This window comes from Parvibaculum sp. (assembly GCF_049671045.1).
GTDB lineage: Bacteria > Pseudomonadota > Alphaproteobacteria > Parvibaculales > Parvibaculaceae > Parvibaculum.
The window spans coordinates 1-15,012 of sequence record NZ_JBATUH010000091.1 but is presented as its reverse complement, the minus strand read 5'-3'; the positions used below and the strand labels follow the sequence as shown (position 1 = coordinate 15,012).

Annotated in this window: 12 protein-coding genes; 4 read left to right on the top strand and 8 right to left on the bottom strand. The window is 64.8% G+C overall.

Going from position 1 to position 15,012, the window contains the following annotated elements; translation table 11 throughout:
- Positions 1-203: 203 nt before the first annotated feature.
- From WBG82_RS10470 to WBG82_RS10440, 7 genes are all read right to left on the bottom strand, one after another.
- Positions 204-659: a cytochrome c-type biogenesis protein gene (locus WBG82_RS10470; RefSeq protein WP_424424472.1), complete on the bottom strand. Its 456-nt coding sequence runs from the start codon at positions 657-659 to the stop codon at positions 204-206.
- Between the two features lie 4 nt (positions 660-663).
- Positions 664-2,646: a heme lyase CcmF/NrfE family subunit gene (locus tag WBG82_RS10465; protein WP_424424471.1), complete on the bottom strand. Its 1,983-nt coding sequence runs from the start codon at positions 2,644-2,646 to the stop codon at positions 664-666.
- On the bottom strand, positions 2,643-3,113 hold the full coding sequence (gene ccmE / locus WBG82_RS10460) for a cytochrome c maturation protein CcmE (RefSeq protein ID WP_424424470.1): 471 nt from the start codon (positions 3,111-3,113) through the stop codon (positions 2,643-2,645). The genes WBG82_RS10465 and ccmE overlap by 4 nt, the downstream gene beginning before the upstream one ends.
- A 228-nt stretch (positions 3,114-3,341) precedes the next feature.
- The gene (locus WBG82_RS10455; RefSeq protein WP_424424469.1) at positions 3,342-4,247 is read right to left on the bottom strand and encodes a chitosanase; all 906 of its coding nucleotides are present in this window, start codon (positions 4,245-4,247) and stop codon (positions 3,342-3,344) included.
- Positions 4,248-4,302: 55 nt separating this feature from the next.
- Positions 4,303-5,454: a c-type cytochrome biogenesis protein CcmI gene (gene ccmI, locus WBG82_RS10450; RefSeq protein ID WP_424424468.1), complete on the bottom strand. Its 1,152-nt coding sequence runs from the start codon at positions 5,452-5,454 to the stop codon at positions 4,303-4,305.
- Positions 5,455-5,573: 119 nt separating this feature from the next.
- Positions 5,574-6,890, bottom strand: a complete 1,317-nt coding sequence (locus WBG82_RS10445; RefSeq protein ID WP_424424467.1) for an Hsp70 family protein — start codon at positions 6,888-6,890, stop codon at positions 5,574-5,576.
- A gap of 144 nt (positions 6,891-7,034) precedes the next feature.
- Positions 7,035-8,852, bottom strand: a complete 1,818-nt coding sequence (locus tag WBG82_RS10440) for an ATP-binding protein (RefSeq protein WP_424424466.1) — start codon at positions 8,850-8,852, stop codon at positions 7,035-7,037.
- 214 nt (positions 8,853-9,066) lie between these two features.
- Here WBG82_RS10440 and WBG82_RS10435 point away from each other — a divergent pair, with 214 nt between their 5' ends.
- Both WBG82_RS10435 and WBG82_RS10430 read left to right on the top strand, forming a co-directional pair.
- The gene (locus tag WBG82_RS10435; protein WP_424424465.1) at positions 9,067-10,287 is read left to right on the top strand and encodes a CaiB/BaiF CoA transferase family protein; all 1,221 of its coding nucleotides are present in this window, start codon (positions 9,067-9,069) and stop codon (positions 10,285-10,287) included.
- Positions 10,287-11,309, top strand: a complete 1,023-nt coding sequence (locus WBG82_RS10430) for a D-cysteine desulfhydrase family protein (RefSeq protein ID WP_424424464.1) — start codon at positions 10,287-10,289, stop codon at positions 11,307-11,309. The genes WBG82_RS10435 and WBG82_RS10430 overlap by 1 nt, the downstream gene beginning before the upstream one ends.
- Positions 11,310-11,315: 6 nt before the next feature.
- On the opposite strand, the gene WBG82_RS10425 is transcribed toward WBG82_RS10430, so the two are convergent.
- On the bottom strand, positions 11,316-12,746 hold the full coding sequence (locus tag WBG82_RS10425) for a hypothetical protein (protein WP_424424463.1): 1,431 nt from the start codon (positions 12,744-12,746) through the stop codon (positions 11,316-11,318).
- Positions 12,747-13,019: 273 nt separating this feature from the next.
- Here WBG82_RS10425 and WBG82_RS10420 point away from each other — a divergent pair, with 273 nt between their 5' ends.
- Positions 13,020-13,226 carry a cold-shock protein gene (locus tag WBG82_RS10420; protein WP_324298085.1) on the top strand — a complete coding sequence of 69 codons (207 nt, stop codon included), beginning with the start codon at positions 13,020-13,022 and terminating at the stop codon, positions 13,224-13,226.
- Positions 13,227-13,325: 99 nt separating this feature from the next.
- Positions 13,326-14,708 (top strand): YhjD/YihY/BrkB family envelope integrity protein, encoded by a 1,383-nt coding sequence (locus WBG82_RS10415; protein ID WP_424424462.1) that lies wholly within the window; start codon positions 13,326-13,328, stop codon positions 14,706-14,708.
- Positions 14,709-15,012 lie beyond the last annotated feature (304 nt).

The following is a 15,012-nucleotide window of genomic DNA, read 5'->3' as shown; positions in this document are numbered from 1 at the left end:
GCTCCGGGGCGGCGCTGTTTTCAAGCGGTCGGCGCAGAATGTCTGCGCGAGGGCCACCGTTCAGGGCATCCAGAGTTGGATACACGATCTTACCAATTCATGTCCGAAACATTACGGATTGATAAAGGCAAAAAAGAGGCGCAGGCCGCGCCATAGGAGGTACCTCCGACGCGATCCGGGACGCCTCGAACATCTACCGAATATCAGTCCTCTCGCCGCATGATCTCGTCGAGGCGCGCCTCCTCGGCGGCATCGAGCGTAGGCTGAGCGCCGGCGCGGCTGGCCCGGAAAAGATTGATGGCGATGACGCCGCCGGCGAGCAGCGCGGCAAGGGGCCCGAGCCAGAGGATCAGCGTTGCCCTTTCGAAGCGCGGCCGAAGCAGCACGAATTCGCCATAGCGGGCGACGATATAGTCCACCACCTGCTCGTCAGTGTCGCCGGCGACGAGGCGCTCGCGCACGATGCGCCGGAGATCGCCGGCAAGCTCTGCCTCGGAATCGTCGATCGACTGGTTCTGGCAGACGAGACAGCGCAGTTCCTTCGATATTTCGCGGGCCCGCCCTTCGAGCACCGGGTCCTTGAGCTGTTCGCCCGGCTGAACGGCTAGAGCGGGCGCGACAAGGAGGAGAAAAAGCAGTGTGGCGAGGATGCGGCGCATGGGATCACTCCGCGGGCGCGGCGGAGAGGCGAGCGCGGGCCCTGGCGGGCGCCCCGACCCTGTAGCGCCGGTCCGTGAGCGAGACGATGCCGCCGAACGCCATGATGATCGCGCCGGCCCAGATCCAGGGGGCAAAGCTGTTCTCATAGGCGCGGATCGTCCAGGCGCCCTTCCCGTTATTCTCGCCAATGACGATATAGAGGTCCGAGAAGCCCGTCGTGCGAATGGCCGCTTCCGTCTTCTCCTGCCGCTCGACGGGGAAGTTCCGCTTCTCCGGCATCATATAGGCGATGTGGCGGCCGTCGCGCTTGACGTTCACGACGCCGACAAGCGCCTGATAGTTCGGCCCCTCGCGCATGCCCACCTTGTCGAGGGTAAGCGTATATCCCGCCAGTTCCGCACTCTGCCCGACCTCGAGCGCCGTCACCAGTTCCTGCCGCCAGGCCGTCATGCCGACGATCCCGGCAACGACGATGCCGAGCCCGCCATGGGCGAGAGCCATGCCCCAGGACGCTCTTGGCTGTCGGCGCGCCTTGCGCCAGCTCTCGCCGAGCGGCACCGAGAAGAGGCCGATACGCCAGGCGACCTCGAAAAAGGCGCCCGCAACCAGCCAGGTAGCGAGCGCCATGCCGAGGGCCGCGAGCCACGGTCCCTTGCTGCGGAAGGCCAGAATGAGCGCGGCAACGATGAGCGCGGCCGCCGCCGCCCCCATCAGGCGCTCGGTCGCCGCCACAAGGTCGGTGCGCTTCCACTTGAGCAGCGGCCCGAAGGGCACGAGGCACAGAAGCGGCACGATCAGCGGCACGAAGGTCAGGTTGAAGAACGGCGCGCCCACAGTGATCTTCGGCCCGCCCAGCGCATCGAGGAAGAGCGGATAGAGCGTGCCGATGAAAACGGCCGCCGTCGCCGCGGCGAGCAGAAGGTTGTTCACCACCAGCGCGCCTTCGCGGCTCAACGGGGCGAAGAGTCCTTCGGCCTTCAGCACCGGCGCGCGCCAGCCATAGAGCAGCAGCGCGCCGCCCACGAAGAAGAAGATGATGCCGAGGATGACGACGCCGCGCGAGGGGTCGTTGGCGAAGGCGTGGACCGAGTTCAGCACGCCCGAGCGGACAAGGAACGTGCCGATGAGCGACAGCGAGAAGGCGAAGATCGCAAGCAGGATGGTCCAGCTTTTGAGAGCGCCGCGCTTTTCCGCAACGATCGCTGAGTGGAGTAGCGCCGTCGCGACGAGCCAGGGCATGAGCGAGGCGTTCTCGACCGGGTCCCAGAACCAGAAGCCGCCCCAGCCGAGCGTGTAATAGGCCCACCAGGAGCCGACCGCGATGCCGAGCGTCAGCGCCAGCCACGCGCCGAGCGTCCAGGGCCTCACCCATCGCGCCCAGCTCGCATCGACCCTGCCTTCGATGAGCGCCGCGATGGCGAAGGAGAAGGCCATGGAAAGCCCGACATAGCCCGCATAGAGGAATGGCGGGTGAAGGGCGAGCGCGGGGTCCTGAAGCAGCGGATTGAGGCCGCTGCCCTCGAAGGGCGCCGGATCGAGCCGGGCGAACGGGTTCGAAGTGAAGAGAATGAAGGCGAGAAAGGCGACGCCGATCGAGGCCTGCACAGAGAGAACGCGCGCGCGCAGCGCCTCGGGCAGATTGCCACCGAACAGCGCAACCAGCGCCCCATAGAGAGCGAGAATCAGAACCCAGAGGACCATCGAGCCCTCATGGTTTCCCCATACGCCGCTGATCTTGTAGATGAGCGGTTTTGCCGTATGCGAATTCTCGGCGACGACCTTCACCGAAAAGTCGGAGGTGAGATAGGCGTAGAGCAGAACGCCGAATACGAAGGCAAGAAGCGTGAACTGAACCAGTGCCGCCGGCCGCGCTATGCCCATGAGGCCGCTGTCGCCGCGCTGCGCGCCCACCATCGGCACGATCATCTGCACAAGGGCGACGGCAAGCGCGAGAACGAGCGCGAAATGGCCGAGTTCAACGATCATCTTGTGGTGCCTTCAGCCTTCTCGTCCTTGATCTCGCCTTCTTCCCAGCGGCCCGATGCCTTCAAGGCATTGGCGACTTCGGGCGGCATGTATTTCTCATCGTGCTTGGCGAGAACCGAGTCGGCAACGAAAACACCGTCCGGCCCCATCACCCCTTCGGCAACGACGCCCTGCCCCTCGCGGAAGAGATCGGGCAGAACGCCGGTATAGGTCACGCGCCGCTTCATCTTGAGGTCCGTGACCTCGAAAGCGATGGTCGCCGGGCCAGTATGCTCCACCGAACCGTTCTCGACGAGGCCGCCAAGGCGGAATCTCGTTCCGGGCTCGATCCCTTTTTCCACAATTTCTGTGGGGCTATAGAAGAAGACAATATTGTCGCGCATGGCGAAGAGCACCAGCGCGACGGCCACTCCGAGAATTCCAAGACCGGCGGCAATGAAAGCGGCGCGGCGCTGCTTGCGCGTCATGCTCGTCCCCGTACTTACGCCTCACCAGAGCGCGATCCGCATGGTGGCGGCGGTTTTACGACAAGATCGCGCTCAAACCAATCAATCCGGCGAATCCGGCGCATGAATTGATGCGGAAAGCATGCAACTTTCCGGCAGAGGCTCCGAGGCGTCCATTTGCCGCGGAAGATATAGCCGGACGCGCCGCGCCGAAAACGCCAAATGGTCGCGGAGGCCCGCCGACCCATTTCAAAGCCCGAGAAGACTCCGCGTCGCCGGTCCCGCAATGCCATCGGCGGCAATGCCTCGCTCCATCTGGAAGGCTCTCACCATGCGGTCGAGCCCTTCGTCGAACACGCTGTCCTGATCGGCCGCGTAGCCCGTCCGGGCAAGAGCCTGCCGCAAGGCACGCACATCCTGTCCGGTCATGCGCGGATGCGTCAGGCGCAGATTGCGCGCTCCCGCATCGCCGGAGAGCGCGGCGCGATCGACCGCCACGCCGCAAACGGTGAAGGGAAGATCGAGCGGCCAGTTCCCCGCCGCGATGAGCCCGCCAAAGGCATCCATGCGATAAACCGTACGCTGAAGAAGCGCATTGCTGTGACCGCCGAGCCAGTTCCGCCGCTCGCTCACATAGGCTTCGACCCATTTCCTTTCGCCGAGCGCGGCGGGCGCTCCATGCCTGGCCGTCGTCCTGTCGCGCACCGCGCTCCACGAGCCGTGAATGAAGCCGTCATAGACGATTGCCGTGCCGAGGGCGGTGACGAGGCCGAGCGCGGAGGCCGAGCGTGCCGCTGGCTCCCAAAAGGCGCGATCGAAGAACGCATCCTGCGCGGCGCGCATGGCGGGGTCGCCTCCTGCCTGCCGGAGAAGCGCGTGGAAGGCCCGGTCGCGATCGAGCGTGAGGTCGATCGCCGCAAGGCGCGGCAGATAGGGCTTCAGCGCCCGCCCGCAAGCGGCTTCCGCCATTTCGCAATATGACTTGATGAGGAGATAGAGATTGCCGCTTGAAAGCGTTGCCTGCGAGCGCCCGTAAGTCAGATGGCCCGGATCGCCCGGCGCCAGCGTCAGGCGCGCATGGTCGCCCTGCGCGCGGCCCGTCTCGAAGATATTGATGATTGCCTGCGCAGCCTGTTTCTGAAGTTCCGACAGCATCTCCGCCTCCCGTTCCACCGATGGGCCATTCTGGCGCGGCGGTCAGGAGCGGGGATTATTTCGCGGGCAGAGCTTTCTCGGCTTCGGCAAGGCTCGCAAGCGCCGATGCGTCAGCGGCGAAGGTCTTGCGCGCGCGGACAAGCGCGGCGTCGGCATCGGCCCGCTTGCCGAGCACGCCATAGGCGCGAATGAGGCGCAGCCAGCCGGGCAGATCGTTCGGAGCCCCTTCGAGGCGGGCGGCGAGATTGGAGACCATGCCTTCGATCATCTCCTGGCGGGCTTCCGGCGACATTTGCGCCGCCGCGCCGACCTGTTCGGCGCTCGGTCCCGGCCCCGCAAGCCCCGGATTCTCGAGCCCCGGATTCTCAAGCGCGGCGAGCTCCGCCTCGACGCTCCGCCGCCAGGACGCATCGGCGGGCGCCGAAGCGAGAAGCGCCTTCCAGCGCTTGATCGCCACGTCCTTCTTGCCGTCCTCGATCTCGGCGAGGCCGAGATAATACTGGGTGCGGGGCTCGCGGGGGTCGAGCGCTTCCGCGCGCGCGAAATCCTGCCGCGCCGCCGGTACGACGACGCCGCCCGCCTCGAGCACGGCCGCTTCGCCACGCGCGGCAAGGCGCCCTGCATTCTCGCCGCCAAGGGCGATGGCCCGGCTCCACGCCGTTCTCGCTTCGGCATATTTCTGCTGGCGGATATAGGCGGGCGCCAGCACCTCCCAGCCGCGAAGGTCCTGCGGGTCCTCCTTCAGATGCTGCTCGACACGGAGCACCAGTGCTTCGAGCGGCAATTGCTCGACAGGAACGGACATGCGCGCCTTGAAGGGCTGATCGGGAAGTTCGGGCGAACCCAGCATCAGATAGGTGACGAGCGCGAAGGCCGGAACGGCGATGACGACCGCCATGGCCATGAATTTCCCGGTCAGCGCGCGTCCACCGCCACGCGCCGCCTTCCGTTTCTCGACCCCGTCGGCCGCCGCGATCAGACGCCTCGACACCTCGACTTTCGCCGCCTCGGCTTCAGCGGGCTCTAGTACGCCGCGCTCCAGATCGCGCGAGATTTCCGCGAGCTGATCCTTGTAGAGGTCGACTTCCTGACAGCCGAAATCCGCTTCCATGCGGCGGGTGAGCGGGCGAAGAATAGCGACGATCACCGCCGCCGTCATCGCGGCGAAGAACAGCCAGAGCAGCATTTCTGAGACATTTTCGGACAAGGATGGTCGCCTCCGGGCTGAAGCCCGGCGCGGGCCGCCCAAAATTCGATGCCTTTGTATAGAGGTTCGGCCGAAAAGCTCAAAGTGCCCTGGCGCCGCAGGCCGGCCAGCGGCCCGGCTCAGGCCATGAAGCGCTGACGCGCCGAGAGGGCAAGGCCGGTCGCCACCGAGGTAAGCTCGCCGCCGCCCGCGAGCCTTTCGGCGCCGAAGCGTTCAGCAAAGAGCGCCCGCACGGCCGGGATGAAGGACGAGCCGCCAGTCAGAAACACACGGTCGACCTTTTCGGCGGCAATGCCCGAGCTTTCCATCAACCCGTCGACACAGGCCGCGATCTCGGCAAGCTCGGGCGCGATCCAGCGCTCGAAATCGGCCCGCGCAATCCTCGTCTCTATGTCGACGGGACCGTTCCTGAAGGTCAGTCCGGTTTCAGCCTCGGCCGAGAGCCTCACCTTCGCGGCCTCGACCGCACGATACATGTCGAAGCCCTTGTTCTCGGAGATGACATAGCTGAGCGCCTCGATCATCGCGCGCGCATCGGCGCCCGACAGGATTTCCTCGAGCATCTTCCGGGTCTTGTAGGTGTTGATGAAGCTCAACTGGTGCCAGCGCTTCAGGCTGTCATAGAGCCAGGCCGGCATGGGCAGCACCTTTCCGCCGGTGCTCGCATAGGACGAGTTGCGGCCGAGTTGCGGCGCGATGCAGTTCTCGACGATCCGCGCATCGAAGGCGTCGCCCGCAAGCCCGACACCCGAAACGCCGATGATCGTCTCCGCGCGATCCCTGATTTGCCGGAAGCCCGGTCCGACATGCAGAAGGCAGAAATCGCTCGTGCCGCCGCCGAAATCGCCGATAAGCACAAGCTCGTCGCGCTCGAGGCCGGCTTCATAGGCATAGGCAGCCGCAACCGGCTCGAATTCGAAATGTACATCGGGAAGCCCCGCGCCCTTGAGCGCGTCAAGGAGCCTGGTGACCGCGAAATCATCCGCCTCCGCCCGCGCTTCGCCGAAGCTGTTCCTCACGAAACGCGCCGGCCGCCCGACGACGACGGGCGAGGCCTTCAGCCTCCCGATGAGATCATCCGCCAGCGGCGCCGCATCGATCATGCGCGCGACGACGAAGCCGATCAGGTTCTCGAGCGAGTAGCGGCTCCCATAGATGTTGGTCGAAGTGAAATCGGGATTTGCGAGATAGGATTTAATCGACTGGATCAGCCGCCCTTCCGAGCCCGGCTCCAGATAGGCGTCGATCGCGGCAGGGCCGGCCGAGGCTTCGGGTCTGCCGTTCCGGTCCCGCTCATTCGCGTCGAAATAGAGAATGGAGCGGAAGGTCTGAAACTCCGCTCCGTCATGGACCAGGGGCACGAGGCCCGCCGGTCCTTCGGCCGGCGCCAGCGCGAGCGCACTGTTCGTCGTGCCGAAATCGAGGCCGATAAACATGGGATCACCTCGCATCCGTCTGACGGGCGAGGATGGGCCCCTCGCCGGTCACGGCAATGCACAAGAGGAATACTGTCACGAAAGGGCGGCGGTTCTAACGCGGCGGGACGGCGCTGTCCAGCAGCAAAGGCGCGGGGCCCGGGCCTAGACGGCGTGAATCCTTGCGCGGCGGGCTACGAGGCAAGCAGCCGGAAGATCGACATTGACCGTCGTGCCCTGCCCCGGCGTGCTCTCGATCGTCAGTGTACCGCCATGCAGCTCGGCCAGGTGTTTCGCCAATGGCAGGCCGAGGCCCGTGCCTTCATGGCTTCGCGAGAGCGTTCCGTCGATCTGCGTGAAGGGCTCGAGCGCCTTGGGAATGTCATCTTCGGCGATGCCGATACCCTGATCGATCACCGCGATGCGAAGGCCGTCCGCGTCGATGTTCGCCTCCACGCGCACCGCGTCGCCGTCCGAGCTGAACTTGATCGCATTGGAAATGAGATTGATGAGGACCTGCTTCAGCGCGCGCTCATCGGCCAGCAGCACAACCGGCGGCGTCGGCAGCGACGTCTCGACCCTGATCGACGCCTGCTGGGCGCGGGGGCGGACGATGCGGCAGGCCGAGGCGACGATATGGTCGAGCTCGACTTCCTCCTCATGCAGGTTGAAGTGACCCGCCTCGATCTTCGAGAGGTCGAGAATGTCGTTGATGAGGTTCAGCAGATGCACGCCGCTATCGTGAATATCCTCGGCATATTCGCGGTAGCGGGGATTCCCGACCGGGCCGAAAAGTTCGCGCTCCAGCGCCTCCGAAAAGCCGATGATCGCATTGAGCGGCGTTCGAAGCTCGTGGCTCATATTGGCGAGGAATTCCGACTTCGACCGGTTGGCGGCCGTGGCCTGATCGCGCGCCTCGCGCAGCGCCTCGGCCTCCTTGTGCCGGGCGGTCACGTCCTGAAGGCCGACGAGATAGGCCGGGAGCCCGTGAAACCGGATGAGCGCGGCGGAGATATGCGCCCAGATGATCTCTCCATGCGCGCCCTGAAGGCCCACTTCCAGGGGCTTGCGCGATTTCTGCGGCACGGCCGCCTTGCTGAGCTGGTCACGAACGACATCGTCGACGAAGAAATCTCGCGCATCGACGCTCGACGCCTCGCCCTCGCGAAGGCCGAAGAGATCGAGCGCCGCCTTGTTCGCCTGCATGACGCGAAAGGTGACGGTATCGACGAGCGCCAGAGGCAGCGGCGCGGCAAGGAAGATGCTCTGGAAACTTTCTTCCGTCGCGCGGACGGCTCGCTGCGCCTCCTGGCGAACGGCGATTTCCTTCGTCAATTGCTCGTTCGTCTCGCGCTGATGCATCAGCGTCAGGAAGGTATTGCGGCGCAAACGGCTTGCTACGCGCACGGACTGGATACCCACTCCGTTGACGATCGCCAGCAGCGACACGGTCGTGATGAAGGATTGCAGCGTCATGTCGGGATAGGTCGCAAGCAGAGCGACAAGGCCGGCCGTCGACAACAGCGATATGAGCAGGTTGTAGACGAGCCGGTTGGGTGTGCCGAAATAGAAGGCCGCGAGAAAGATCACGGCGCCGAGCGCGTGATCCGCCGCTGTCATCCCGCCTGCGCCGACCAGCACGAGGAAGACGGAAAAGATATAGGCCTGAACGAAGCTGACGCTGGCGTAGAACGCCTTGTAGCTCTCCCGCGCCGCGAAGAAGACGATCGGCATGCGGGCAATGACGATGGCGCCGAGGCGGCCCGCAAGCAGGGCGAAAAATATCAGCGACAGCCCGAAAATGTAGTAGTCGACGAAACCCCAGGCGGCAAAGAGCAGCACGCATGGCTGGAGGAAGCGCATCCGCTCCACGGTTTCGTTCCAGCTTGCGTTGCGGAAATGCGCTTCCAGTTCCGGATCGGCAAACTCGCCGGTCCAGAGATAGGCCCGCTCGACACCCGGTACGGGCAATTTCGCAGGCATTGAGATTTGCGCCACCGCTGACTTTTCCACGAGGCCCCCCTGGCGACGCATGTGTCGCCCGCCCAACGCGGCGGCAACTCTAGGGACAAAGCCTAAACAAATGGCAAAATTCCTGTTTCAAGGCGGGACTTTCATCGGCGCGCCGTGCCGCTTATCGTGCCCGCAGACCAAGGCCCGACGTAATTAGGGGCCGCCCAGGAAGCAGGAGACGAAAATGACGGCGCAAGGTGAAGGCGGGGGCATCCTCAGCGGTATCAGGGTGCTTGATTTCGGCAGGTATATTGCCGGGCCCTATTGCGCCGCGCTGCTGGGCGACCTCGGCGCCGAGGTCATCCGCATCGAGAAGCGCGAGGGCAGCGAGGACCGTTTCGTGCAGCCGATCGTTCCTGGCGCGAGCGCGGGCGAAGGCGGCGAAGGCGCCATGTTCCTTCAGATGAACCGCAACAAGCTCGGCCTGACGCTCGATCCCATGACTGAAACCGGACGCGGCATCGTCAAGCGGCTGGTGGCGACGGCGGATGTGGTGGTTGCCAACCTGCCCCCCTCCACGCTCTCGGCGATGGGCCTCGACTATGAAAGCCTTTGCGCGGTCAAGCCGGACATCATCCTCACCACCGTTTCGGCTTTCGGGCATGGCGGGCCCTATAGCGAGCGAACGGGCTTCGACGGCGTCGCGCAGTCCATGGTCGGAGCGGCCTATCTCACCGGCCATCCCGACGAGCCGGTGAAGAGCTACGCCCCGTGGGTCGATTTCGGAACGGCGTCGCTCGCCGCCTTCGGCACGCTTGCCGCATTGATGGAGCGGGCGCGCTCCGGCAAGGGTCAGGTCGTCGAAGGCGCGCTCCTTTCCACGGCGCTCGCCTATTTCAACTTCCATCTGATCGAGCAGGATCTGCGCAAGATCAATCGCGTGGCGATCGGCAACAAAAGCCCTTACGCGGGCCCCGCCGACATCGTACGGACGAAGGATGGCTGGATTCTCGTGCAGGTGATTGGCGCGCCGCTCTTCAAGCGCTGGGCGAGGCTCATGGGCGAGGATCATTGGCTCTCCGATCCTCGCTTCAGGGATGACAGTTCGCGTGGCGACCATGGCGCCATCCTGTCGGAGCGGACGGCGCGCTGGGCCGGGAGCCGGACGACCGAAGAAGCGCTCGGCGAACTCGAGAAAGCGCGCATTCCCGCAGGCCCCGTGCTCTCTCCCCAGCAGGCGCTCGACGATCCGCACATCAACGCCATGCATTATCTCCACCCCCTCTCCTTCCCCGGAATGCCGAAGCCCGCGCCGGTGATGGAAACGCCGGTGCGCCTGTCGCGCTCGCCCGGCACGTTGCGGGGGCGCGCGCCGCTTCTCGGCGAGCACACGGATGAGATCCTTGCCGCCCTCGGCTATGGCCCGGCGGAGATCGAAAAGTTCCGCGGCGAAGGCGTTGTGTGATGTCCGGCGATTTTTCGGCCTTTCCCCGTTTCCGGCTCGCCCATCTGCCGACGCCGCTCACCGAGATGACGCGGCTTTCTCGCACCGTCTCGGAGGGCGGCGCGCCCTCCCCGCGCCTTTTCATCAAGCGCGACGATTGCACGGGCCTTGCGGGCGGCGGCAACAAGACGCGCAAGCTCGAATTCCTGATCGGGGAGGCGCTCGCCCAGGGCGCCGACACGGTCGTGACCACAGGCGCGCTGCAATCCAATCACGCGCGCCAGACGGCCGCCGCAGCAGCGGCGGCCGGGCTTCGATCCGTGCTCGTGCTGTTCGACATCGTGCCTTACGAGGGCAGGCTTTATCGCAGCTCCGGCAACCTGCTGATGGATGAGATACTCGGCGCCGAAGTCAGGATCGTGCAGCCGGGCACCGATGCCATCGAGGCGATCAGATCCGTCATGGCCGGGATCGAGGACGATGGCGGCAAGCCCTATTTCGTGCCCACCGGCGGCTCCAATGCGACGGGCTCGCTCGGCTATGCGCTCGCCTATGGCGAAATCGCCGATGCCCTCGACGCGCTCGGCATCGGCGAGGCGCGCATCGTCCATGCGTCATCGAGCGGCGGCACCCAAGGCGGCCTCATTGCCGGCGCGGCCTTGCGCGGAAAAGGCCCCGCCATCCACGGGATCAACGTCTATCGCACCGATACGAAGGCCATGGCCGACGGCATCCACAAGCTCGCCGCCGAGACGGCGGCCCTTTTACGCGTGCCCGCGCCGCCAAGGGATGCGGTTCATCTCGAAGACGGGTTTCTCGGCGAAGGCTACGGCATGCCGACGGCGGCCATGGTCGAGGCAGTCGAGCTTGTCGCTCGGAGCGAAGGCATCCTTCTCGATCCGGTCTATACGGGAAAGGCGATGGCAGGTTTCCTCGCCCTCATTCGCGCCGGACACTTCGCTGCCGACGAGGCGCTCGTCTTCCTGCACACGGGCGGCATGCCCGGCCTTTTCGCCTATGAGGAGGAGTTTCTTAGCGCCTGAGCGCGATCAGGACGCCTGAGCCGCGGCGGCAACCTGCCCGCGCCGGCGCAGCGTCTGCGCCATGCCGGCAGCGCCCATCGCCTCCCGGTAGCCGACGACGATGTCGACATAGGCTTGCGCATTGGCTCGCTCCGCGCCCTTGGAGCGCCGCAATTCCTCGATGAGCCCATCCTCATAGGACTGAAGATAGGTCTCGATCTGCTGATGCACGGTCTTGCAATGAGCCTGGGCGCCGATCGATTCCACGGACGGGCAGACTTCGGTCACGAAGCGCAGGCAGGCGGCCGCACGTTCGGCCCTGCTGAAATTCGGCGCCTTCGTCACATCCGGGCGGCGCGGCCCGTTCTTGCCGTAGCTTCCGATCTGGTGCAGCGGCAGCGCGCGCGCAAGCTCCAGCTCGAACCTCGACATTTCCTCGGCGATCGCCGCCGAGAGCCGCGCGCGAGCCGCGAGAATCCTGTGCCCCCAGTCGCTGCAGCGGCGAATGTCTATTTCACGGATGAAACCTTGCGAAACCTCGGCGAAGCGTCCGATCTGGGCGCGCATCTCGTCGAGATCGCTCGTACCCACGCGGCGTTTGCTCATCGTATCGGCGATGTTCTCGAGCTCGCGCAGAAAGATCTCGCCAAGCTCGGCAAGGCCGGAACGGCTGACGGCGGCATCGTTGCCGAAGCCCACGAGCTTTCGCGCGAGCCTCAATATCTGCCAGGGCTCTTCAAGCCGCGCCATCACCGCGAAGGGCACATAGATGCCGTTCTCCATCGAGGCATGGCGGGCCTCGTTGTAGATCTCGCCGACCCTTGCGACCAGCGCCTCGTCGAAATCTGCGATCCGGCTCGGCAGTTCCTTGTGCACGGCGAGCATGAAGCTCGCGACGGAAAGCGCGCGGGCCATTTCAAGCGCATCGTCGAGAACGTGCTCGCCGCCGAGAAGGCGCTCGATCTTCCGCCGCTCGGCCGTGTCGCGCCGCGCCGCATCCACCGCCGCGAGGATGGCGGTCGAGCAGGTGGCATAGAGAACCGCGAGCGTGCCGCCGCGCGCGGCCTCGTCCGTTTCGAGCGTTTGCGCCACAAGGCGGCGGATGATGTCGGGCAGCGTATCCGGCAGCAGTTCCTTTTCGAGCCAGAGCCAGACCGGCGCGATCGAGCTGCGCCTGATCTGCTTGCGGGACGAGGTCGGGTCAAAGCGGTCGACGAGCAGGTCCGCGAAGGGCATGCAGAACAGGCGTTCCGGGCCCGGCGTGCCGATCCGCGAGCCGCCGACATTGGCAAGCAGCGGCCGGATCGAGGACAGAATGAGGTCGTAAGGCAGGCCGTTCGCCCCGCGCAGCCTTTCCCGCTCGAGACCCTGGGCGAGTTTCGCCGCTATCGACGGCGAGAGCCGCGACAGATAGTCGTTCAGGCGTTCTACAAGGGGGGCGGCGTTCTTGGTATCCATGGCCCTTCAACAGTCCGGCACGCAGCATGACGTGTAGAAAATCACGACCGGGCCAACATGGGCCGGCCTCCGGAATTCAGCGTCTGGAGAGAAGCTTAGCCAGCCATGTTTAACAATATCTTCACGGGGTCTCACCCCCGGGAAGGGCCCGGATCGGGCAGGTTTGCGCCCATATTTTCGGTAGGCCGGAATTTGAGAAAGTGCTAGCGTTTACGACTGGCGTCATTGAAACCGGCGTCATTCTTCAATTCACGACGAGGCGATCTAGGCAATATGGCTACTGGAGTTGTGAAGTGGTTCAACGCCACTAAGGGATATGGATTTATTGCGCCGGAAGATGGTGGCAAGGACGTCTTCGTCCATATCTCGGCCGTCGAGAGGGCCGGGCAGAAGGCTCTCAAGGAAGGTCAGAAGATTCAGTACGAACTGGTCGAAGGCCGCAACGGCCGGTTCTCGGCGGAAAATCTCGTTCTCAGCTGAGACGGGCCCATCCGCGGCGGATCCCGCCCCCCACTCGAGTTCAAGGCCCTCCCCCGGGAGGGCCTTTCAATTTGCGCCCGCGCCGCTAGCATCGTCTTCATGCTGAATGCGGTTTCGATCTATGGCCGGCTGCGCGCGCTTCTGTGGGAGGAGTCTCTCGAAGGAGCGCCTCTCTGGCGTGTCGGCCTGATCGAGGCCGGCCGCATCGTCTGGGTAGTCGCCCGCGACCTGATCGACGGCAGGCTCAATCTGCGTGCCATGAGCCTCGTCTATACGACGCTGCTGTCTCTGGTTCCCGCTCTCGCCATCGGCTTTGCGATCTTCCGCGCCTTCGGCTTCGACAGCTATCTCGAAAGCATGCTGGTCGAATTCCTCGGCCCGCTCGGCGAGCAGGGCAAGGAGATCACCCAGCGCGTGATGGAGTTCGTCGGCCGGGTTAATGCGAACGTGCTGGGCACGGTCGGCTTCGCCTTCCTCCTCTATACCGTGATCTCGATGGTCAACAAGATCGAGGAGGCGTTCAACAGCATCTGGCACGTCACCGCCAGCCGCTCGCTCACACGCCAGTTCACCGAAATCATCGGCATGGGCGTCCTCGGCCCCATCGTTGTGCTGACGGCGATCGGCATCATGGCGAGTACGCTCTCGCACTCGTTCCTGGGCGGCCTTGCGGAGACGGAGCCCTTCCGCTTTCTCATCGCCCAGACGAGCCGCGTCGTGCCTTATGCGGTGCTGATCGGCATGTTCGCCTTCATCTACATGATGATCCCCAATACTCGCGTCACATGGAGCGCGGCGCTGGTCGGCGCGAGCGTCGCCGGCGTCGTCTGGGGCGCGACGGGCTGGGCCTTCGCCACCTTCGTCGTCAAATCGGCGCAATATGTCGCCATCTATTCGGCCTTTGCGAGCCTCGTCGTCTTCATGATCTGGCTCTATGCCGCCTGGCTCATCCTTCTGGCCGGCTGCGCCATCTCCTTCTACTTCCAGAACCGGCGTCACCTCTCGCCCGCCATCGGCCTTGCCCTGCTGACCACGCGCCAGCGCGATCGCATTGCGATACACATGCTGCTGCTCGTTCACGAGGCATTCGAGAAGGGACAAACACCGTGGACGGACGAAACCGTTTCGAACCGGCTCCACCTGCCTCTCGAAGCCGTCAACCGGATCGAGGCGGTGCTGCTCGAAGCGGGACTTCTGACGCACTCGAACGACCGTCCGAGCCGGCTCGTGCCCTGCCGCCCAGCGGAACTCGTGCGCATCGCGGATGTGATCGAGGCCGTCCGCCTGCACACCGAGACAGGCGGCATTCCCGACCGTTCGCTCGCGCATGAAGCGCGGATCGACAGCCTCTTCGCCCGCCTCTCGGAAGCCGAAGCCTCCATCCTCGACGGGGCCACCATCGCCGATCTGCTGCGGGGCGCTGCCGAAGGCCAGACCGAGGGCGGCGCCATCGCTGCGGCCACATCGGCTTCCAAGCCTTGATTCGTGCGTGATCGCGCGCCGGAGCGGCCCGCCCCGCCTTTCCCTCCGCCGCGGCGTCGCTCCGCGAAGTGCGAAAAAGCCAGCAAGCCCGCGAGCTTCAGCACACTCGATGCTGTGCTTGCTTAAGTTTCACATACATTTCCTTGACGGAATCTGCGTTGCGTCCCAGGCTGAAGATCCTGGGTTCAACCATTGAAAGGAGGTGATCTGATGTCTAACGGTTTGATGACACCGTTTGCCATCGCCAGCATTTCGATCGCGACAGAGGATCGTAACGCGAGCGCGGTGAGGTCGGACACTCCTG

Bases quoted from the DNA above. Each gene is read 5' to 3' on its own strand.
- WBG82_RS10470 (WP_424424472.1), bottom strand. From the start codon at position 659: ATGCGCCGCATCCTCGCCACACTGCTTTTTCTCCTCCTTGTCGCGCCC.
- WBG82_RS10465 (WP_424424471.1), bottom strand. From the start codon at position 2,646: ATGATCGTTGAACTCGGCCATTTCGCGCTCGTTCTCGCGCTTGCCGTC.
- ccmE (WP_424424470.1), bottom strand. From the start codon at position 3,113: ATGACGCGCAAGCAGCGCCGCGCCGCTTTCATTGCCGCCGGTCTTGGA.
- WBG82_RS10455 (WP_424424469.1), bottom strand. From the start codon at position 4,247: ATGCTGTCGGAACTTCAGAAACAGGCTGCGCAGGCAATCATCAATATC.
- WBG82_RS10445 (WP_424424467.1), bottom strand. From the start codon at position 6,890: ATGTTTATCGGCCTCGATTTCGGCACGACGAACAGTGCGCTCGCGCTG.
- WBG82_RS10440 (WP_424424466.1), bottom strand. From the start codon at position 8,852: ATGCCTGCGAAATTGCCCGTACCGGGTGTCGAGCGGGCCTATCTCTGG.
- WBG82_RS10435 (WP_424424465.1), top strand. From the start codon at position 9,067: ATGACGGCGCAAGGTGAAGGCGGGGGCATCCTCAGCGGTATCAGGGTG.
- WBG82_RS10430 (WP_424424464.1), top strand. From the start codon at position 10,287: ATGTCCGGCGATTTTTCGGCCTTTCCCCGTTTCCGGCTCGCCCATCTG.
- WBG82_RS10425 (WP_424424463.1), bottom strand. From the start codon at position 12,746: ATGGATACCAAGAACGCCGCCCCCCTTGTAGAACGCCTGAACGACTAT.
- WBG82_RS10420 (WP_324298085.1), top strand. From the start codon at position 13,020: ATGGCTACTGGAGTTGTGAAGTGGTTCAACGCCACTAAGGGATATGGA.
- WBG82_RS10415 (WP_424424462.1), top strand. From the start codon at position 13,326: ATGCTGAATGCGGTTTCGATCTATGGCCGGCTGCGCGCGCTTCTGTGG.